Origin of the sequence: Streptomyces sp. MspMP-M5, from assembly GCF_000373585.1 — a bacterium.
Lineage (GTDB): Bacteria > Actinomycetota > Actinomycetes > Streptomycetales > Streptomycetaceae > Streptomyces.
The window spans coordinates 281412-301829 of record NZ_KB891896.1 but is presented as its reverse complement, the minus strand read 5'-3'; the positions used below and the strand labels follow the sequence as shown (position 1 = coordinate 301829).

Here is a 20418-nt window from a genome sequence, read left to right as displayed (position 1 = left end):
AGCCGGGCACCGTCCGTAGCGGATCAACCGCCCCGAGTGACCAGCTCGGGGCTCTCGCACGGAAGGACCCGTCACCACCATGCGTCTCATCCCGCGCCTGGCCACCGCCCTCAGCGGTCTCGTCTTCGCCCTCGGCGGCGTCGTCGCCCTCGCGCCGGCCGCCCACGCCACCCCGCAGGCGTGCTTCTACACCGTCCTGGAGCGACACCCCGAAGCCAACCCGGAGGTGGTCGAACGGGCCTGTCGCCTCGGGGCGGAGGGCGGCGCCGAGAGCGTTCGGGCCTGCTACTTCGAGCTGCGGCGGGAACACGTCCCCGCGGTGCTCGCCTACGAGGCGTGCCGCCGCTCGGCGGCGGAGGAGTAGCCGGCGGGCAGACCCGGCACCCGGCCGCGGACCCGACGCATCTCCGCGGCCGGACCCCGGCCCGCTACGCCACCCCGTACCCCCCGCCCCCCGGTGTACGGATCACCAGTACGTCGTCCACCCCGACCTCGGCCGTGTCGCAGCCCCGCAGCTCCTCCCGCGAACCGTCCGCCCGCTCCAGGAAGTTGGCGCCGAGCGCGCCCGGGCCGCCGCCCGCCATCCCGTACGGCGGGACCCGGCGGTGGCCGGAGAGCAGGGCGATGGTCATCGGCTCCAGGAAGCGCAGCCGCCGCTCCGCGCCGCGGCCGCCGTGCCAGCGGCCGGTGCCGCCGCTGCCCTCGCGCAGCGCGAAGCCCTCGACGCGGACCGGATAGCGCCACTCCAGCACCTCGGGGTCGGTGAGCCGGGAGTTGGTCATATGGGTCTGGACGGCGTCCGCCCCGTCGAAGCCGTCGCCGGCGCCGGAGCCGCTGGCGACGGTCTCGTAGTACTGCACCCGGTCGTTGCCGAAGGTGAGGTTGTTCATCGTGCCCGAGCCCTCCGCCTGGACGCGCATCGCGGCGTAGAGGGCGCCGGTGACCGCCTGGGAGGTCTCCACGTTGCCCGCGACGGTGGCGGCCGGGAAGACGGGCGCCAGCATCGAGCCCTCCGGGATGCGGACCTCGACGGGCTCCAGGCAGCCGCTGTTGAGCGGGATGTCCTCGGCGACCAGGGTCCGCAGCACGTACAGCACCGCCGCCATCACCACCGAACGGGGCGCGTTGGCGTTGCCGGGCTGCTGCGGGGAGGTGCCGGCGAAGTCCAGTACCGCGCTGCGGGCGGCGCGGTCGACGGTCAGCGCGACGTGGATCTGCGCGCCGCTGTCCGTCTCGTAGCGGCAGTGCCCGTCCGGCAGCCGGGCGAGGATCCGGCGCACCGACTCCTCGGCGTTGTCCCGGACGTGCCGCATATAGGCCCGTACGACGTCCAGCCCGAACTGTTCGGTCATCCGCCGCAGTTCGCGGATGCCCTTCTCGTTGGCGGCGATCTGGGCCCGCAGGTCGGCGAGGTTGGCGTCCGGGGCGCGGGACGGGTACGGCCCGGAGCCGAGCAGCTCGCGGGTCTCGGCCTCGCGCAACCGGCCGTCCCGGACCAGCAGCCAGTTGTCGAAGAGGACACCCTCCTCCTGGACGGTGCGGCTGAACGCCGGCATCGAACCGGGGGTGATGCCGCCGATCTCGGCGTGGTGGCCGCGCGAGGCCACCAGGAAGAGGAGTTCGCTCCCCGACGGGCCCTCCTCCGGGGCGAAGACGGGGGTGACGACGGTGATGTCCGGCAGGTGCGTGCCCCCGTGGTACGGGTCGTTGATCGCGTACACGTCGCCCGGCCGCAGGTCGCTTCCGCGCCGCCGCAGCACCTCCTTGATGGACTCCCCCATCGACCCCAGGTGGACGGGGATGTGCGGGGCGTTGGCGATCAGGTTGCCCGCGGCGTCGAAGAGGGCGCAGGAGAAGTCCAGCCGCTCCTTGATGTTGACGGAGTGCGCGGTGTTCTCCAGCCGGACGCCCATCTGCTCGGCGATGGCCATGAAGAGGCTGTTGAAGACCTCCAGCATCACCGGGTCCGCCTCGGTGCCGACGGCGGTCCGGCCGGAGCGCGGCCGGGCGCGGGTGAGCAGCAGATGGCCGCGCTCGCCGACGGTGGCCCGCCAGTCGGGGTCGAGGACGGTGGTGGCGTCCGCCTCGGCGACGATCGCCGGACCGGTGAGGGTGTCGCCGGGCCGCAGCTCGTCGCGGCGGTACAGCGCGGTGTCCCGCCAGCGCCCGCCGGCGTACATCCGGACCGTCGCGGCGGCCGCCAACTCCCCCTTTCTTACGCCCAGTCGGACGGCGTAGTCGGCCGCGCCGCCGGCCGCTCCCCGGGTCTCCACCGACACCGCCTCGGCGACCAGCGGCTTGTCCATGGTGAAGGCGTACCGCTCGCGGTGCGCGCGGACGAACTCCGCTTCCATGGCGGCCGGTTCGCCGAGCGGCACACCGAGGGTGGAGTCGGTCCCGGCGTAGCGGACCAGGACCCGGGCGCCGGTGGTCAGCGACGCCTCCGGCACGCCGTCGGCCAGGAGTTCCCGCCGGGTCTGCCGGGCGAGGCCGTCGCACACCGCCCGGACCCGCTCGATCGCACCGGGCTCGTCGAAGCGCTCCTCGACGGCCTGCTCCCGCATCGCGGTGGCGTCGGCGACCCCGATGCCGTACGCGGAGAGCACCCCGGCCAGCGGCGGGACGACGACGGTGGCGACGCCCAGTGCGTCGGCGACCGCGCAGGCGTGCTGGCCGCCCGCGCCACCGAAGCTCACCAGGGCGTAGCGGGTGATGTCCCGGCCGCGCTGGACGGAGATCTTCTTGACCGCGTTGGCCATGTTGAGCACCGCGATGTCCAGGAAGCCGGCGGCGACGTCCTCGGGGCCGCGGTCGTCCCCGGTCTCGGCGGCGGCCCGGGCGGCCAGCTCGGCGAAGCGGGTGCGGACGGTCGCGGCGTCCAGCGGCCGGTCGCCGTCGGGCCCGAACACCGCGGGGAAGTGGTCGGGTTGGATGCGGCCGAGCATGACGTTGGCGTCGGTGACGGTGAGCGGGCCGCCGCCCCGGTAGCAGGCCGGGCCGGGGTCGGCGCCGGCGGAGTCGGGGCCGACGCGGTAGCGGCGGCCGTCGAAGTGCAGGACGGAGCCGCCGCCGGCCGCGACGGTGTGGATGTGCATCATCGGGGCCCGCATCCGCACCCCGGCGACCTCGCTGCCGAAGATCCGCTCGAACTCGCCCGCGTAGTGCGACACATCGGTGGAGGTGCCGCCCATGTCGAAGCCGATCACCCGGTCGAAGCCGCCGTCCGGGCCCGGCCCGCCGGCTTCGGCGGCGGTCCGCGCCATGCCGACCACCCCGCCCGCCGGGCCGGACAGCACCGCGTCCTTGCCCCGGAAGTGACCGGCCTCCCGCAGCCCCCCGTTGGACTGCATGAACAGCAGGCGGATACCGGGCAGTTGAGCGGCGACCTCCTCGACGTACCGCGCGAGGATCGGCGAGAGATAGGCGTCGACGACCGTGGTGTCCCCGCGCGCCACCAGCTTCATCAGCGGGCTGACCTCGTGCGAGCAGCTGACCTGCGGAAAACCCGCCTCCCTGGCCAGCGCGGCGACCGCCTGCTCGTGCGCGGGGTGGCGGTAGCCGTGCAGCAGCACCACGGCGGCGCTGCGCAGGCCCTCGGCGTGCGCCCGCCGCAGCTCCCGGCGGACGGGCTCCTCGTCGAGCGGCCGGACCGGCTCGCCGCGGGCACCGACGCGTTCGGGCACCTCGATCACCCGTGCGTAGAGCGCCTCGGGCAGCACGATCCGCCGGTCGAAGATCCGCGGCCGGTTCTGGTACGCGATCCGCAGCGCGTCCCGGAAGCCCTCGGTGATCAGCAGCACCGTCGGCTCACCGGTGCGCTCCAGGAGGGCGTTGGTGGCGACGGTGGTGCCCATGCGGACGACCGAGACCCGCTCGGCCGGCACCGGTTCGTCCGGGCCGAGCCCCAGCATCTGCCGGATACCGGCGACCGCGGCGTCGCGGTAGCGCTCGGGGCGGTGCGAGAGCAGCTTGCCGGTGACCAGGCGCCCGTCCGGCCGCCTGCCCACCACGTCGGTGAAGGTGCCGCCGCGGTCGATCCAGAACTCCCAGCGTCCGGTCACCCCGCCATTGTCGCAGCGCCGCCCGGTTCGGACAGGGCCGCCAGCGCGCTGCGGGTGGCGCGCTCGGCGGCGGCGTCCAGCAACCGGCCGGATCCGGCCAGCCCGTACCGGCACTCCCGTACGGCCAGCGCCAGCAGGCCCGGCAGCAGGTCGGTGCAGCGCTCGGCCACCCACCGGGTGCCGCGGGTCGCCATCCACAGCGCCGCGCCGGCCCGGGTGGGCGGCGGCCCGTCGAGGGCGAGCGGAGGCGGCGGGCCGGCGGCCAGTCCGCGAGCGGCGAGCAGGTCGTGGAAGCCGCGGGCCAGCAGCCGGTGGCCGCGCTCACCGGGGTGCAGCCGGTCCACGCTCCAGGTGGCCCGGTCGGCCACCCACGGGTGGTCGGCCAGGTGGAGGTGGACGCCGCCGTAGCGGGCCGAGACCGCGTGCACGACGGTGTTGACGGCGCGCATCCGGCGGGCCAGCGGACGGGCCAGCGGCGCAGGCAGTCCCAGCATCCGCCCGGGGTCGGGCAGACACGCCGTCAGCACCACCGCGCCGCCGGCGCTCAGCGTGCCGTGCGCCCGGTCCAGTGCGGCGGCGACCCGCTCGATGGCGAACGCGGCGCGCAGCGTGTCGTTGGCCCCGACCAGCAGGGAGGCGAAGCGCGGGGCCAGTTCCCGCGCGACCGGCAGCTGCTCCCGCGCCACATCGTCCGCGAGCGCCCCGCTGCGCGCGAGGTTCACCAGCGGGACGTCGTCCGGCCGCTCCCCCAGCGCGGCGGCGAGCAGCGCCGCCCAGCCCCGCCAGCCGCCGCCCGCCACCGGGTCACCGAGCCCCTCGGTCAACGAGTCGCCGAGGGCCGCGAACGGGGGCGTCACCGCCGGCTCCAGGGGCCCGCGGCGGGCGGCACGGTCACCGCGGCCGGCCGCCGTCCGCCGGCCGGCCGGGGCGCGTCGTGGGCCGCCAGGAACGCCTCCACCGCGGGCTGCCAGCCGTAGCCCTCGGCGCGCCGCCGCGCGGCGGCCCGGCGCGCCGGCTCGGGCCGGGCCAGCACCCGCTGCACCGCGTCGGCGAAGGACGGGCCGTCGTCGAGCGCGGTGTCCCCGCCGTCGCCCACCAGCCCGGCCAGCGCCGAGGCCGCGCTGGCGACGACCGGGGTGCCGCAGGCCAGCGCCTCCAGCGCGGCCAGCCCGAAGGTCTCGGCCGGGCCGGGCGCCAGGACGAGGTCGGCGGCGGCCTGCAGCGCGGCCAGCCGGGTTCGGTCGGGCAGGTGCCCGAGGAACGTCACCGGCAGCCGGGCCGCCCGCGCCCGCTGCTCCAGCCGGGCCCGCAGCGGTCCGTCGCCGGCCACCACCAGCGCCGCGTCCACGCCCCGCCGGCGCAGCTCGGCGAGCGCCTCCAGGGCCCGGCCCGGCCGCTTCTCCGTCGACAGCCGGGAGCACATCAGCAGCACCACGGCGGCCCGCCCGGCGCACCGGCCGCGCAGTTCGGCGCTGCGCAGCCGCGGGTGCCAGGCGGTCAGATCGACCCCGAGCGGCGCCCGCACCACGTTGCGCGCCCCGGCCCGGAGGAACTCCGCGGCCGCCCACTCGGTGGTGCACACCACCCGGCTGTAGGCATACGCGGTACGGGAGTTGACGCGGTCGGCGACCGCGCGGGCCAGCGGCCGCGGCACGCCCCAGGTGTGCAGCACCCCGTCCACGCTCTCGTGCGACACCATCACCGCGGGGACCCGGGCCCGCCGCGCCCACTCCCCCGTCCAGCGCAGCGTCGTGCGGTCGGAGACCTCCAGCCGGTCCGGGGCCAGCTCCGCCAGCAGGCGCGCCAGCCGCCGACGGTCGGTCAACACCCGGTAGCCGCCGCTGCCCGGCACCAGGGGCCCGGGCAGGGTGAGCACCCGGCCCTGGGCGCTCTCCTCGTCCCGTATGCCGCGCGGCCCCACCGACTCCGGCGGGCCGGGCACGACGAGCACCGGTTCGTGGCCGGCGGCCCGGTAGCCGGCGCCCAGCTCGCACAGCGCGGTGCGCAGCCCGCCGGAGGCCGGGGCGACGAAGTTGGCGACCCGGACGATCCGCAGCCCCGCCCGGGCGTTCCGGGCCCCGCGGGCGGTCACGCCGCCACCGCCGTCCGGTCGGCCAGCACGTCCTCGTAGTGGGCCAGCAGCTGGTCGCCGACGGCCTCCCAGGTGCGGGCCGCCACCGCCCGCCGCCCGGCGGCGCCGTAGCGCACCCGCAGCTCGGCGTTCCCGCCCAGCGTCCGCACCGCGTCCCGCAGCGCGCCGCCGTCCCCGGGCGGGACCAGCAGCCCGGTCCGCCCGTGGTCGACGAGGTCCAGCGGCCCGCCGGCAGCCGGCGCGACGACCGGGACACCGGACGCCATCGCCTCCTGCACGGTCTGGCAGAAGGTCTCGAACGGCCCGGTGTGCACGAAGACGTCCAACGAGGCGTACAGCCGGGCCAGTTCGTCGCCGGTGCGCCGGCCCAGGAACCGCACCGCGGGCAGCTGCGCCCGGAGGGCGGCGGCGCTGGGGCCCTCGCCGATCACCACGGTGCGCACGCCCGGGAGCGCGGAGGTCTCGGCCAGCAGCCGGACGTCCTTCTCCGGCGCCAGCCGCCCCACGTACCCCACCAGCAGCTCCCGCCCCGCCAGCAGTGAGCTGCGCAGCACCGCGTCCCGCCGCCCGGGGTGGAACCGGCCGGAGTCGACCCCGCGCGGCCACAGCCGCACCCGCGGCACCCCGTGCTCGGTCAGGTCCAGCAGCGCCGCGCTGGAGGGGGCCAGGGTGAGGTCGGCGGCGGCGTGCACCGCCCGGATCCGCCGCCAGGCCGCGGCCCCGCCGCGCCCCAGGTAGGTGTGCGCGTAGCGCGCCATGTCGGTCTGGTAGACGGCGACCGCCGGCACCCCCCGCCGGGCCGCGGCCGCCATCCCCCGCGCCCCGAGGACAAAGGGGCTGGCCAGGTGCACCAGGTCGGGCCGGTGCCCGTCCAGCGCGGCGGACAGCCGCCGCCCCGGAAGCGCGATGCGCACCTGCGGATATCCGGGCAGCGGCATCGAGGGCACCCGCACCACGGGGCACGGGCTCTCGTGGGCGTGCGGGGCGGTGGGGGCGGAGTTCGCCAGCGGCGCGACGACCAGCGGCTCGTGCCCGCGCCGGACGAGGTGGCGGGCGGTCTGGAGGGCACAGTGTGCGACGCCGTTGACGTCGGGCGGGAAGGATTCGGTGACAAGGGCGACACGCATACCGCTGTTGTCGGCGGGCCGTGCGTGGACGGGACCACGGGGATCTTTCCAACCGGCGAACGTCCCATGAGCGTTCGCCTCCCGGCCTCCCGCACCCCGGGCCCGTCAGGGCGGGCCCGGCGGGTCTCACACCGCGGAGGCGTCCGGCCCGAAGCGGGCGCGTACGGCGGTCTGCACCTCGGCCTCCTCGGCCGGATCGGCGGCCAGCCGGCGGAGCTGTTCGACGACCCGGTCGTCGGCGGTGGCCGCGTGCCGGGCGGCCAGTTCCCGGGTGTGCTCCTCGCAGTCCCACAGGCACTCGACGGCGAACCCGGCGGCGAACCCGGGGTCGGTGGCGGCGAGCGCTGCGGCGGCCAGGCCGCGCAGATGGGAGGAGGAGGTCTCGCGATAGATGTGGCGCAATACCGGCGCCGCGCAGCTGATCCCGAGGCGGCCGGCGCCGTCCACCAGTTCCCACAGTGCGCAGACGTCCGGCCCCTCTTCCCGCACCGTGCGGCGCAGCGCGGCCAGCACCAGGTCGGCGTCCCGGCGGTCGCCGCGCCGGGCCAGCATCGCGGCGGCGGACCCGCCCAGCCGGTCGGCGCGCGCCACCCAGACCCGCGCCCGCTCCACGGCGGCCGCACTGCGCATCCGCTCGTACGAGGAGAGCGCGGCGGCGACCAGCGGTTCGGTGGCGAGCGGATCGGTGACGGCGGCCTCGATGAGGTCGAGGACCTCCGGGTCGCTCCGTTCGGCGAGGTGGTGCAGGACGGCGGCGCGGGCCGCGTCCGGTCCGCCGCGGCCGGCCCGCAGCAGCTCGGCGCGGTCCTCGGGGCCGGCGACGGCGCTCAGGCAGCGGGCGGCGGCGAGGTAGCGGTGCTCGTCGGGGTGCGGTTCCAGCTCCTGCTGGGCCCATTCCAGCACCTCGGCCACGCTCCAGCCGGGGCGCGGGCCGCGCGGCCGGAGCTGGCGCTGCCAGCGGTCGAAGGAGCCCTGTTCCCCGGCGGCGGCCAGCCGCGCGCGGTAGCGGGGGTCCTCGGCCCACAGGCGCCAGGGGCGGGGCTCGAAGGCGTCGCGGACGGCGGCGGCCAGCAGGGCGTCGCCCTCCGGGGTCGCGGGGAAGCGGGCCAGGACCGCGGGCGCCAGGCCGAGCAGCCCGGCGTCGTCGTCCCGCAGCGCGAGCTCGTCGAGGGCCCAGCGCCAGTTGCTGCCGACCGCGGCGTAGCTGCGCAGCAGCAGCCGCGCGGCGTCCCTGCCGTAGGCGGCGAGGTGGCCGAGGACCGCGAGGGCGAGGCCGGTGCGCTCCTCGCCGGTGTCGGTGAGGTCGTCGGCGTGGAAGAGGTGCCGTTCGATCTCCTCGAGACCGCCGTCGAGCTGCATGTAGAGGCGCGCGTAGTAGAGCGAGCGGTTCTCCACCTGCCAGTTCCGGCGGGGGTCGCGCAGCACACTGGCGTTGAGTGCCGCGAGCGCCTCGGCCCGCGGCGCCGCGAGGGCATGCAGGGTCCCGTCGCCGCGACCTCGCTGCAGGAGGCCGAGCAGGGTGCCACTGGGCGCTATGTCTGGATCGAACATGAGGTCAGCATCCGGTGCGGGGGACAGGCTGGCAACGGGATTTCCGCCGACCGGCATTCTTGCCGGTGACCGCGGGCCCTATGCGTCGTTCCCCCCATGGATCGGCGGGGTAGACAGCTGTACGGCGGCCGCAGCCTAGCGTGGAACCCTGCATTCCGCCGATTCGGGCCCGACCACGGAAGGGAGGCCATTGGCATATGCCAGGTGCACCACCGTATCGGGTAATGCCAAATCCCTTACGGACCGTCGCAGCCTGTGCAAGAGTCGTAACCGGCCCATACGTTCCGGCGCCGCCTGATCACGGAGTACGTCATGCCGCCCCCTCTCTACGCGGATCACCCAGCCGATCGGACCCCCGAGCGTGATGCGGTCGAGGCCCTCATCTCGCAGGCCCGCACCCTGCGCGGTGGCCTCGACGCGGTACGCAGAGAGTCCTCGGTGGCCGGTGACCTCGCCGCCGACCCGCAGCTGCGCTGGCAGCGGGCACTGTGCGACCTCGCCGTCCACCACCTGGACGACCTCGGCGGCCATCTCGACCAGCTCAGAGAGGGCCTGCCCACCGCGCTCACGGACGCCGCGGAGGCGCCCGCCGAGCCGCCCGCGGCCCCGGCCGGGCCCGCGGCACCCGAGCGGGGCGCACTGCTGCGCCGGGTGGGCAGCGCCGAGTGGAATCTGCTCACCGACGACGTGACCTGGTCCGACGAGCTGTTCGCGATGTTCGGCCAGGACCCGGCCGACGGCCCGCTGACCCTGGACGAGCTGCCCTCCCTGGTGCACCCCGAGGACCAGGAGAAGCTGGCCGTGATGGTCACCGACTGTCTGGTGGACGGCCGGCCGATCGACGGCGAGTTCCGCATCGTGCGCACCGACTCCGGCATCCGCACGGTCCACATGGTCGGCGAGCCGGTGCTCGACTCCGACGGCGGCACCGCCTGCGTGTGGACGGTGCTCCGCGACGTCAGCGAGCTGCGCCGCAGCCAGACGGCAGTGCGCGAGACCGGTGACTCGCTCCGGCGCCAGCGGCACATCGCGCAGACCGAGCACCGGCTCGCGGTCGAGCTCCAGGAGGCCGTGCTGCCGCCCTGGCGCGGCTCGCTGCGCTTCCCCGAGGGCGGCCCGGTCACCCTGGATCTGGCCGGCCGCTATCTCCCCGCCGCCGCCTCCGACCTGATCGGCGGCGACTGGTACGACGCCCTCCAACTCCCCGACGGGCGCACGCTGTTGAGCGTCGGCGACCTCACGGGGCACGGCGTGGCGGCGACGTCCGGGATGGCGATGGTGCTCGGCGCGCTGCGCGGGATGGCCATGGCCGGGAACCGCCCCGGGCAGCTGATGGGGTTCCTCAACCAGCTGCTGGACACCGCCAGCCAGCCGGCGCTGGGCAGCGCGCTGTGCGCGCAGTTCGATCCCGCGACGCGGGCGCTGGAGTGGGCCCAGGCCGCGCACCCCGCGCCACTGCTGTTCCGCGGCGGCACGGGGCGCGCGCTGGACCCGCCGGAGGGCGTGCTGCTCGGCGCCACGACGGGCGCGAGCTACGGCCAACACACCGAGCGGCTGGAGCCGGGCGACCTGCTGGTGCTGCACACCGACGGGCTGGTCCCGCGCCGCACCCACGGCCCGGACAGCACTCATGAGGGCACCGAGCGGCTGCTGGCCCTGGCGCCGCGGTTCGGCGCGGCCCGCAGCGCGCAGGACAGCGTCCGCATCGTGGTCGAGGAGTTCGGCACCACCGAGCGGGAGGACGACGCCTGTGTGCTGATCGCCAAGGTCGGCGACTGACGCACGGCGCTACCGTCGGGGGCGGACCGGCCACGGCAGGCGTCGGCCGCCCCGAGGGTTCGGGGGCCTCTTGACGACGAGCGCTGTGACGTGACGGGCGCTGTGACGTCCTGTCATGCGACCGTCGGCGATGCCCGGTTGGCGGGTTGGCGAGTCGGCGGGTTGGTGAACACGTTGACGAGCAGCGCGACATCGCGCGGCGGTGGTGCGGGCGGCGCTCAGACCGCGAAGTTCGGTCCCAGGTCCGGCCCGAGGCCCGTGCCGAGAGCGGGTCCCTTTCCCTTGGGGCGCTGCTTCGGCAGCACCTGCTGGAGCTCCTCGCGAAGCTCCTGGACCTTGCCGCAGCCGGAGTACTGGCCGGTGAGCCGGAACATCTCGCGCAGCCGGTCCCAGGTGCGGTGCGAGGAGTTCTCACCGATGGAGACCAGCGCCAACCGGGCGTAGCGGTCGGCCTGTTCGGGGTCGTCGCCGATGAAGCAGGCCGAGGCCATCGAGATGTAGTCGAAGATCTGGGACCGCTGGTGACCGTTCTTGCGCAGCTGGAGCGCCTTTCTGGCATGGACCTGGGCGATCCTGGCGGCGGACGGGTCGTGCTCCGCGAGGGTGCGGAAGGCCAGCGCCTGCATGCCGTGCAGATCCGCCTCGTCGAACATCTGCATCCAGGACGGCGGCGGCACATCGCGCTTGTCCGAGACGAACAGCTCCTCGGCCTCGCCGAGGGTGCGCCGCATCGCCTGGCCGTGACCCTTGGAGGCGTGCGCCCACGCCTCGATGGTGTGCAGCATGGCGCGGGTGCGCGGCAGGGTCTCCTGGCCGGAGCCGGACTGGGCGAGCTTCATCAGGTCCAGCGCGTCGTCCGGGCGGCCCAGGTGGACCATCTGGCGGGCGGCGCGGGAGAGCGCCTCGCCGGCGCGCGGGCGGTCGCCGCCCTCGCGGGCCGCGTGCGCGGCGATGATGAAGTACTTCTGCGCGGTGGGCTCCAGGCCCACGTCATGGGACATCCAGCCGGCCAGTACGGCGAGGTTGGCGGCCACCCCCCAGAGCCGGCGCTGGAGGTGGTCGGGGTGGCGGTAGGCGAGCATCCCGCCGACTTCATTGAGCTGGCCCACCACGGCCTTGCGCTGGAGGCCGCCGCCGCGTGCCGCGTCCCACCGGCGGAACACCTCCACGGAGTGCTCCAGTGCGTCGATCTCCTGTGACCCCACCGGGGCCGCGTCGTAGCGGTCGAGGCCGATCTGGTCGAGTTCGTGCAGGGATTCGTGGGCGAGCGGATCGTCGTGGCGGAGGGCGAGCGGGGCGGGGTCGGTGTGCAGCCAGTCGTGCATGGCGCCGGTGAGTGCGGAGCCCGCGGCGAGCGCCGCGCCCGCCCCCACCAAGCCGCGTCGATTGAGCATGAGGTCCATTCCCGTGAATTCCGTGAGGACCGCCGCGGTCCGCTCGGGCGCCCAGGGCAGACCGTCCATGGCCTGCCGCTTCCCCGCGCGACCAGTCCGGGCGAACCCGAGGTCCTCGATGGTTACGACACGGCCGAGGCGCTCGGTGAAGAGGGAGGCGAGGACCTTGGGCACCGGGTCCCTGGGCGTCTCGCCCATGTCGATCCAGCGCCGTACCCGCGAGGTGTCGGTCGCCAGCTGCGGGTGGCCCATGGCCGCCGCCTGCCGGTTGACCAGCCTCGCGAGTTCTCCCTTGGACCAGCCGGCCAGGCCGAAAAGGTCCGCGAGACGGGTGTTCGGCTCCCTGCTCACGTCAAGCCCCCAGGTTCCTCGACTGAGTTGACAGTAACGGCCCGTGACATGCGCTGCGAGCATTCGCCAGGGTTCGCCAGGGTGCGCCAGATGGTCTGCCACCCGCATCCGCGTGTTCGGTAGGTGTGCAGCCCCCGGCCCGGTGGCGGGACCGCATTCCCCAGGGTGCGTGCCCTGCACGGGGACCTACGGATCGGCCGCCCGTACGGGGCCCGTTCACGGGTTCCCGCCACCGGGCCGGGAGCGCACGCAACTCGTCGGCGCACGAAGGGATCAGTCTCACCCATGTATGCAGCATCGTCCGCCGTGACCGCCCCCACCCGGACGTACCGCCCGCACCCCCACGGGAGCGGGCCGTATCTCGATCCCTCCCCTTCCGCGGGGGCGGTGGCCGGCCTCCCCGGAGGACGCAACCGGCGGGCGCAGGGGATGGGCACCCAACCGCTCAGCGGGAGACTCGACTTGTCCGGTCCCCAGGGCGCCCAGCTGCGCGCCGCCGTCGCCTCGGTGCACCGCATCTGTCCGGAGTTCAACCCGGTCCAGGTGCTGCGCCGCGGCGGGAAGTCCGTACTGCTCCTGGGGACGACGGGTCGGATGAGCGCCGTCGCCAAGTGTTTACTGGACCACTCCCCCGCGTGGGTCGAGAGCTTCCGGCAGGAAATAAGCGCGTACCGGGCGTTCGTCCGGCACCGTCCGCCGGTGCGGGTGCCCCGGCTGGTGGCGGCCGACCCCGACAACTGCACGCTGGTCGTGGAGCGGATGCCGGGCCGGGTGGCGGCCCTGGCGCGGCACCCCTCGGAGGCCCCGCCGCGGGCCGATGTGCGGGCCGCGCTGGCGGCGATCTGCCGGGTCAACGCCTGGCGTCCGCCGGCCGGGCTGTTCGACGCCCCGCTGGACTACGCGGGCCGGATCGGGCGGTACCACGACCTGGGGCTGCTCACCGACCGCGACCTGGGTGACCTGCAGAAGCTGCTGCACGGGCTGGCGCACACCCAGGGCCAGTTCTGCCACGGCGACGCGCTGCTGAACAACGTCCTGCTCTCGCCCGCCGGTCCGGTGCTGCTGGACTGGGACAACGCGGGCTGGTACCTCCCGGGTTACGACCTGGCGACGCTGTGGACGGTGCTCGGCGACGCCCCGGTGGCCCGCCGGCACATCAGCCAGCTGGCACAGGCGGCGGGCACCCCCGCGCGGGACGCCTTCCTGGTGAACCTCATGCTCGTGCTCACCCGGGAGATCCGGCGGTACGAGACCGCGGTCCAGCGGACGATGCGGGAGCCCGCGCCGGCCACCACCGCGGGGGCGGGTCACCCCGGCGCGGTCGCGGCGGGCGAGGAGCAGCGGCTGCTGCTGCGCAGGCTGCACGACGACGCGCAGATGGCGCGGCGGGCGGTGCGGGCGGCGGTCGGCACCCGCTGACCGCCGGGGCTGCCGAGAGCGGCGGCCCCGAGGGGAGATTCGTGAGCGGCGCGCCCGGGTACGGGCCGCGCCGCTCACCCGTGTGTTGGTCCATTCCACTGACGCCCCGCAGGTCCCGGCCCGGTCCGGGAAGGCTCCTGGCAATACTGTCCGGACATGCGAAATCCGAACCAGGTGTGGTGATTGACGGCGCGTCGGCACATCTATGGTTCTCGGCCGACCTGAGGCTTACCCTCGGGTTCTCCCGCGCGACCGCGGCCTGGCCGGCTCACACAGCACCGGGCAGGCCCCTGGCACACCACCGTCACACCGTCCCGGCTCGGGCCGGCTAGAAGGAGGCTGTTTTGCGAGGATCCGCACCGGAAGACGCGCCGAGAACCCGCCACCACCCCGCCCTGCGCAGATCCGCCACCGCCGTCGCCGCCGCGGCGCTGCTGCTGCCGCTGGTCTCCGCGGCCCCGTCCGCGGGCGCCGACCGGCCCCCGTCCGGCTCCCTCCAGCGGGCCTTCGCGGACGCCGCGGCGCGCTACCACGTCCCGCGCAGTGTGCTGATGGGCGTCGCGTATCTGGAGTCGCGCTGGGACGGCCATGGTGGCGCGCCCAGTGTGTCCGGGGGATACGGGCCGATGCACCTGACCGATGCCCGGGCGGCCGTGGCGCGGGCGCCGGAGTTCGCCACGGACGGCGGGGACGCACGCGGCGACGCCGCCCGGCCGCTCCGGGCGTCCGTGCAGTCGCGGTCCCGGCGGGTGGTGCTGCCCGCCCAACTCCCCACCAGATTGCGCACTTTGCCGACCGCGGCGAAGCTCACCGGGCTGCCGGCGGCACGGCTGCGCAGCGATCCGGCCGCGAACGTACTCGGCGGCGCCGCGCTGCTGGCCGCCGCCCAGCGCGCGCTGGGGCAGCCGGCCAGCAGCGACCCGGGCAAGTGGTACGCGGCGGTGGCGCGCTACGGCGGTGCGGACGATCCACGCAGCGGCGCGGCGTTCGCCCGGGACGTCTTCGAGGTGCTGCGGCAGGGGCAGAGCCGTACCACCGACGCGGGGCAGCGGGTCACACTGGCGGCCGCGCCGCGGCTGGCCGCCGACGCCGCCCAGGCACGGCGTCTCACCAGCGCCGCCGCCGCTCTGCGCACCGCCCCCCGCGGTGCCGGCGGGGCGCTGGAGTGCCCCTGGTCCGTCGCCTGCGAGTCCTGGCCGGCGCCCTACGAGCAGTACGACAACGGCACCAACTACGGCAACCACGATCTGGCCGACCGGCCCAAGGACCAGAAGATCGACGCCATCGTCATCCATGACACCGAGGGGTCGTGGGAGACCACACTGCGGCTGATCAAGGACCCCAAGTACGTGTCCTGGCACTACACCGTGCGCTCCGCGGACGGGCTGATCGCGCAGCATGTGCCGACCAAGGACGTCGCCTGGCACGCGGGCAACTGGTACATGAACTCGCACTCGATCGGCATCGAGCACGAGGGGTTCCTGGCGGCGCCGGACGCCTGGTACACGGAGGCGATGTACCGCGCCTCGGCCCGGCTGGTGAAGTACCTGGCGAAGGAGTACCGCATCCCGCTGGACCGGCAGCACATCCTGGGCCATGACAACGTCCCCGGTACGGTCCCCTCGACGATCGCGGGGATGCACACCGACCCCGGTCCGTACTGGGACTGGGCGCACTACTTCGCGCTGCTGGGCCGGCCGTTCAAGCGCACCGCGGGCCCGCACGGCGGCCTGGTCACCATCCGGCCGTCCTACGACCGCAACCGGCCGGTCTACACCGACTGTGAGAAGCCCGGTCAGCCCTGCGCGCCGCACGGGTCCGGCGCCGTGCGGCTGCACGTCGCGCCCAGTGAGAGCGCGCCGCTGGTCAAGGACATCGGGCTGCACCCGGACGGCTCGGCGTCCACGACCGGGGTGAACGACACCGGGGCGCGGGCGACGACCGGCCAGCGGTTCGCGGTGGCGGGCCGGTCCGGTGACTGGACGGCGATCTGGTACCTCGGGCAGCAGGCGTGGTTCCACAACCCGCGCTCGCACCCGACGGCGGTGAACGCCAAGGGGCTGGTGGCCACGCCGAAGGCGGGCCGGGCGGAGATCCCGGTGTACGGGCGGGCGTATCCGGAGCAGTCGGCGTACCCGTCGCAGGTGCCGGTGCAGGCGGTGACCCCGCTGCCGTACACGCTGCTCGCGGGCCAGCGGTACGCGGTCGGCGGGCGGGTGCAGTCGGAGTACTTCTTCTCGCCGACCTTCGACGTCACCAAGCATGCGATCGTCCGCGGCCAGGACGTGTACTACGAGATCCAGCTCGGGCACCGGGTCGGCTATGTGCGGGCGGCCGACGTGGACGTCCGGTCCTCGGCGTCGTAGCACCCGGGAGCGGGCGGGAACGCCGACGCGCCCGGTGGTGGCCCTGGGGCCCCACCGGGCGCGTGGTGTGTGCGCAGCCGGTCCTGCCGATCAGCCCTGCTGGAAGAGCTCCGCCGGGAGCGGCTTGAGCAGGGCGTAGAGGTCGTCGGTGATCGGGCGGTCCCAGCTGGCGATGGTCACCAGCACGCCGTCGTCGCGGTCGAACTGCACGCAGGAGATGCGGCCCTCGGAGCACTTGACGCGCTTGACGATCAGGAGGTTGTCCTGGTGCATCACGGGGGTGTCCTCGGTCTCGACGACCGTCACCGGCTCGTCGTTGCCGAGCGCCGCGAGCAGCTGGGCCACCTCGAAGGGCACCTGCTCCCCCTCGACCTCGCGGGCCGGGGAGCCTTCCGGAAGGTTGCCGATGATCATCGCCGGGCCGCGGCCGCCGAACAGGTCGTAACGGAGGAACACGCCCTGGCAGCTCCCGTCGGGCGCGGGCAGCAGCCCGGCCCCGAGATTGCCGGGCCAGTCACCCGGGTCCATGGCGAGTACGTCGAAGTCTGGACCGGCGGGCGTGGCTGCGCTGCGGCGACGGAGGAAGGACATGCCGCCATCGTACGTGGCCCGGCCCGGCGCACCGTGCGGGTGCCCGCCCCCGGCGCACGTCCGTGGCGCGCGAAGCCGGTCGTCGAACTCCCGGCGCTCGCCCGGAGGGCGGGCCGGCCGGTGGGTGGAATCTGACGGCCGAACCCAACCGAACCTAGGGGGCTTCTGACGGATCTCCGCGGCGTCGCGGCGCCTGGTGCGTGCTCTCGCAAGGCGCCGCTCCTTCTTCCACGGAGATCCGTCAGAAGCCCCCTAGGCGCCGTCCTCCCGGCGGCGGCGCTCGTGGTGGCGGGCGACGCGGGCGCGGTTGCCGCAGGAGGGTGTGCACCATTCCTGGCGGGCGTGGTCCTTGACGAAGTAGCGCACGCAGCGCGGGGCGGGGCAGGCCCGCAGCCGGTCGCGGTCGGGGCCGCCGAGGAAGGCGAGGGCGGCCCGGGCCAGGGCGGCGGTGAGCCGGTCGGCGGCGGGCGGGGAGCCGGCCGGGAGGTCGCGCAGGACGGGGGATGCGCCGGTGTCCCAGGTGAGCCGGGGGGCGGTGGGGACCCGGGCGGCAGCGGTGTTCAGCCGGGCGAGCGCCTCGTCCTCGGGGAGCAGCCGGTGGGCGTCGGCGGAGCTGGGCGGGCCCGGGCGGACGGCGCGGGCGAACAGCGAGCGGGCGGCGGCCCGCAGCTCCCGGACGGCGGTGAGCAGTGCCTGGTCCACCGGGGGCGGGCCGTCCTCGGTGCAGTCCAGTGCGGCGGCGCGGTCGCCGATCCAGGCGGCGAGCCCGGCGGGGTCGGCGAGGTCGTCGGCGACGCCGCCGTGTCCGTCGTGGCGGATGGTGACGGCGAGATCCAGAGCGAGCCGTGTTGCGTCCATGACGCTAATGGTACGGTCGCGATCAACCATTAGCACCCACGAGGGGGAAACATGGCCGATGTACGTCAACTGCTGCGCGGTCTGCCGGTGTTCGGGGGTGAGCTGCCCGCCTTCGATCCGGCCGCGACGCCCGACGCCCCGGTGGAGCTGTTCACCGACTGGCTGCTCGGCGCCATCCGGGCGCAGGTCCCCGAGCCGCATGCGATGACCCTCGCCACCGCCGACGCGGACGGCAATCCGTCGGCACGCACCCTGATCCTCAAGGACGTCGACGCGGACGGCTGGCGGTTCGCCGCGCACGACGGCAGCGCCAAGGGCCGGGAGCTGACCGCCCGCCCGTATGCCGCGCTGACCTTCTATTGGCAGCCGCTCGCCCGCCAGGTGCGGGTGCGGGGCCCGGTGGTGCGGGAGAGTGCGGAGCGGTCCGCCGCGGACTTCCTGGCCCGCAGCGCCGGGGCACGCGCCGAGGCGCTGCTCGGCCGGCAGAGCCGTCCGCTGGAGTCCCTGGCCGAGCGGGACACCGCGGTGGCCGGCGCCGCCGAGCGGCTGGCCGGCGACCCCGGGCTGGTGCCGCCGGAGTGGACGCTGCACACCCTCCGGGCGGAGTCGGTGGAGTTCTGGCAGGGCGCCGCGGACCGCAACCACACCCGGCTGGTGTACCGCCGGACCGGTTCCGCCTGGACCAAGGAGCTGCTGTGGCCCTGACACCCGACACCACCGCCGCGCCGGGCACCCCGCCGGCCGCCGAAGCCGTACGGGACGCGGTCGAGGCCGGGCACGCGCGGCTGCGCGCCCTGCTGCCCGGCCTCACCGACGCCGCGGTGCGCGAGCCCAGTGCGCTGCCGGACTGGTCCCGGGCCCATGTCCTCGCGCACCTGGAGGGCATCGGCCGGGCGACGGCCCGCCAGGCCCGCTACGCCCTGCGCGGCGAACTGGTCGAGCTGTACGACGGCGGCCTCCCGGCCCGTACCGCCGCCATCGAGGCGGGCGCCCGGCGCGACGCCGACGGCCTGCGGGCCGCGGTCGAGGACGCGCTGGCGGAGGCGTCCGCGGCCTGGGCGGCGGTCGGCCCGGACGACTGGTCGCGGCCGGTGCACTACCGCGACGGCGAGCTGCGCGGGATGCTGCTGGCCTGGTGGCGGGAGCTGGTGATCCACACGGCGGACGCCCGGCTCGGCCCCGGCACGGACCAGTGGCCGCCGGAGCTGTGCCACCACCTCCTGGAGTATCTGGCTCCGCGCGCGCCCGAGGACGTGCGGCTGGTGCTGGAACCGGTGGACGACGCCGCGGCGGTGCACCCGTACGGTCCGGCCGACGGGCCGGTGGTGACCGTGCGCGGTCCGCTCACCGCGCTGGCGGCCTGGCTGGCCGGCCGCGCCCCGCACACCCCGCTCGGCTGCGAGCGCGCGGGGGCCGCCGCCCCGCTGCCCGTCCTGCGGCCGTGGCCGTAATGCCGCGCCCGGCGCCTCGCCTCAACTCCGGCTGACCGGCGGGCGATTACGATGCCCTCATGGTGTATGCGGACTGGGGGGACCCGCAGCGCACGCTGGCTGTGGCGACGGAGCTGATGCGGGCACCCCTGAAGGAGATCCTGTCCAGGATGTCGGCCGCGCTGGCCGATCTCGTTCCCCACGAAGCCCTGGTGATGCTCACCGGGGACTGCCCCAAGTCGGCCAACTGGGGGCACGGCGACGCCGGGTTGACCGCTGAGGTCACCACGGCCGAGCTGGCGACGCTCGCCACCCATGTCGGCGTCGGCCGGCCGTGGTGGGGGCGGGCCGCGCTGGCCGGCTCGGCCCGGCCGGTGCTGGCCGTCGCCTCGGCGCCGCCGGGGTCGGCCGGGGCGCTGCTGGCCGTGATGGTCTCCGCGGGGTGCGCGCCGGAGCCCGAAGTGCTGGCGCTGGTCCAGCAGTTGTGGGATCTGGCCACCGCGCGGGTGATCGATCTGCTGCCCGGGGAGGTGCCGGTCGACATGGCGGCGCCGTGGATCGCCAACAGCGAGCGGGCCCGGGCGGTGGCCGACGCGACCGACGCGCACGCCGCCACCCTCACCGCCCTGCTCGGCGTGCTGCGCAGCCGTACGCTGCCGGACGCGGCCGCCCGGCGGACCGCCACGGACGTCGCGGTCGCCGCGCTGGTCGAGCTGCGGGCCACCGACGAGGACGCACAACTCCCGCCCGAGGAGAGCCTCCAGGACGCCTTCGGGCGGCTGACGGACATGCTCAGCCTGCTCTCCCGCCACGGCGACGTCACCCTGCAGTACAGCGAGCCCGACAGCCCGCGGCGCCTGATCCCCTCGGCCATCGCGCGGGCCGCCCGCACCACGGCGCGCGGCACCGTGCTGACGATGCTGGAGCAGGGCGGCGTCGAACGGATCCGGGTGAGCTGGGAGGCCGGGGACACCGAGCTGCGCACGGTGATCCGCGACGACGGTCCGGGGACGCTCGCCGCGGAGGCGCTGGCCGTGCACCGGCTCACCGACCGGGTCGTCGCGCTGGGCGGGACGCTGACGGTGGACGCGGTGCCGGCGTGGGGGACGATCGTCACCGTGCGGCTGCCGCTGGCCGCGCCGGACGTCCCGCGCAGCGATCCGCTGAGCGGGCTGCACCCCCGGGAGCTGGACGTGCTCCGCCATCTCGTCCACGGCCACCGGAACCGCACGATCGCCGAGGCGCTGCACATCAGCGAACACACCGTCAAGTTCCATGTGGGGAAGATCCTCAAGAAGCTGGAGGTGCGCTCGCGCGGCGAGGCCGCGGCGCTGGCCCGCGCCGCGGGCTTCCCGGCCGCGGTGTCGCTGGTGCATTAAGCCCGTGGTGTATCTGGGCG

Annotated in this window: 15 protein-coding genes; 7 read left to right on the top strand and 8 right to left on the bottom strand. The window is 75.3% G+C overall.

Annotation, left to right across the window (positions count from 1 at the left end):
* The first annotated feature begins 79 nt into the window (after positions 1 to 79).
* Positions 80 to 364, top strand: coding sequence for a hypothetical protein (locus B073_RS0120990; protein WP_018540051.1), 285 nt, complete (start codon positions 80 to 82; stop codon positions 362 to 364).
* 64 nt (positions 365 to 428) lie between these two features.
* On the opposite strand, the gene B073_RS0120985 is transcribed toward B073_RS0120990, so the two are convergent.
* The 5 genes from B073_RS0120985 to B073_RS0120965 form a co-directional block, all read right to left on the bottom strand.
* Positions 429 to 4061, bottom strand: coding sequence for a hydantoinase B/oxoprolinase family protein (locus B073_RS0120985; RefSeq protein WP_018540050.1), 3633 nt, complete (start codon positions 4059 to 4061; stop codon positions 429 to 431).
* Positions 4058 to 4918, bottom strand: a complete 861-nt coding sequence (locus B073_RS0120980) for an SGNH/GDSL hydrolase family protein (protein WP_018540049.1) — start codon at positions 4916 to 4918, stop codon at positions 4058 to 4060. The genes B073_RS0120985 and B073_RS0120980 overlap by 4 nt, the downstream gene beginning before the upstream one ends.
* A complete protein-coding gene (locus B073_RS42855; protein ID WP_018540048.1) occupies positions 4915 to 6153 on the bottom strand; it encodes a glycosyltransferase in 1239 nt (412 codons plus the stop codon). The genes B073_RS0120980 and B073_RS42855 overlap by 4 nt, the downstream gene beginning before the upstream one ends.
* Positions 6150 to 7280, bottom strand: a complete 1131-nt coding sequence (locus B073_RS0120970) for a glycosyltransferase family 4 protein (protein ID WP_018540047.1) — start codon at positions 7278 to 7280, stop codon at positions 6150 to 6152. The genes B073_RS42855 and B073_RS0120970 overlap by 4 nt, the downstream gene beginning before the upstream one ends.
* A 126-nt stretch (positions 7281 to 7406) precedes the next feature.
* Positions 7407 to 8831 (bottom strand): hypothetical protein, encoded by a 1425-nt coding sequence (locus B073_RS0120965; RefSeq protein ID WP_018540046.1) that lies wholly within the window; start codon positions 8829 to 8831, stop codon positions 7407 to 7409.
* 312 nt (positions 8832 to 9143) lie between these two features.
* Between B073_RS0120965 and B073_RS0120960 the strand changes: the two genes are divergently transcribed.
* Positions 9144 to 10610: a PP2C family protein-serine/threonine phosphatase gene (locus tag B073_RS0120960; protein ID WP_018540045.1), complete on the top strand. Its 1467-nt coding sequence runs from the start codon at positions 9144 to 9146 to the stop codon at positions 10608 to 10610.
* A 218-nt stretch (positions 10611 to 10828) separates the two neighbouring features.
* Here B073_RS0120960 and B073_RS0120955 read toward each other — a convergent pair whose 3' ends face one another.
* Positions 10829 to 12355, bottom strand: a complete 1527-nt coding sequence (locus B073_RS0120955; RefSeq protein ID WP_018540044.1) for a hypothetical protein — start codon at positions 12353 to 12355, stop codon at positions 10829 to 10831.
* Between the two features lie 285 nt (positions 12356 to 12640).
* On the opposite strand from B073_RS0120955, the gene B073_RS0120950 reads away from it, so the two are divergent.
* Together B073_RS0120950 and B073_RS0120945 are read left to right on the top strand one after the other, a co-directional pair.
* Positions 12641 to 13774: an aminoglycoside phosphotransferase family protein gene (locus B073_RS0120950; RefSeq protein WP_026247576.1), complete on the top strand. Its 1134-nt coding sequence runs from the start codon at positions 12641 to 12643 to the stop codon at positions 13772 to 13774.
* A gap of 344 nt (positions 13775 to 14118) precedes the next feature.
* Positions 14119 to 16140 carry an N-acetylmuramoyl-L-alanine amidase gene (locus B073_RS0120945; RefSeq protein ID WP_018540042.1) on the top strand — a complete coding sequence of 674 codons (2022 nt, stop codon included), beginning with the start codon at positions 14119 to 14121 and terminating at the stop codon, positions 16138 to 16140.
* Positions 16141 to 16230: 90 nt separating this feature from the next.
* On the opposite strand, the gene B073_RS0120940 is transcribed toward B073_RS0120945, so the two are convergent.
* Positions 16231 to 16731 carry a hypothetical protein gene (locus B073_RS0120940; protein WP_018540041.1) on the bottom strand — a complete coding sequence of 167 codons (501 nt, stop codon included), beginning with the start codon at positions 16729 to 16731 and terminating at the stop codon, positions 16231 to 16233.
* A gap of 252 nt (positions 16732 to 16983) precedes the next feature.
* Positions 16984 to 17589, bottom strand: coding sequence for a CGNR zinc finger domain-containing protein (locus tag B073_RS0120935; protein ID WP_018540040.1), 606 nt, complete (start codon positions 17587 to 17589; stop codon positions 16984 to 16986).
* A 51-nt stretch (positions 17590 to 17640) separates the two neighbouring features.
* On the opposite strand from B073_RS0120935, the gene B073_RS0120930 reads away from it, so the two are divergent.
* Genes B073_RS0120930 through B073_RS0120920 form a run of 3 tightly spaced genes read left to right on the top strand, consistent with a single transcriptional unit; the run spans position 17641 to position 20398 of the window.
* Entirely contained in the window at positions 17641 to 18294 is a 654-nt protein-coding gene (locus B073_RS0120930; protein WP_018540039.1) for a pyridoxine/pyridoxamine 5'-phosphate oxidase, read from the top strand.
* On the top strand, positions 18285 to 19040 hold the full coding sequence (locus B073_RS0120925; protein WP_018540038.1) for a maleylpyruvate isomerase family mycothiol-dependent enzyme: 756 nt from the start codon (positions 18285 to 18287) through the stop codon (positions 19038 to 19040). The genes B073_RS0120930 and B073_RS0120925 overlap by 10 nt, the downstream gene beginning before the upstream one ends.
* A gap of 59 nt (positions 19041 to 19099) precedes the next feature.
* A complete protein-coding gene (locus B073_RS0120920) occupies positions 19100 to 20398 on the top strand; it encodes a helix-turn-helix domain-containing protein (protein WP_018540037.1) in 1299 nt (432 codons plus the stop codon).
* Positions 20399 to 20418 lie beyond the last annotated feature (20 nt).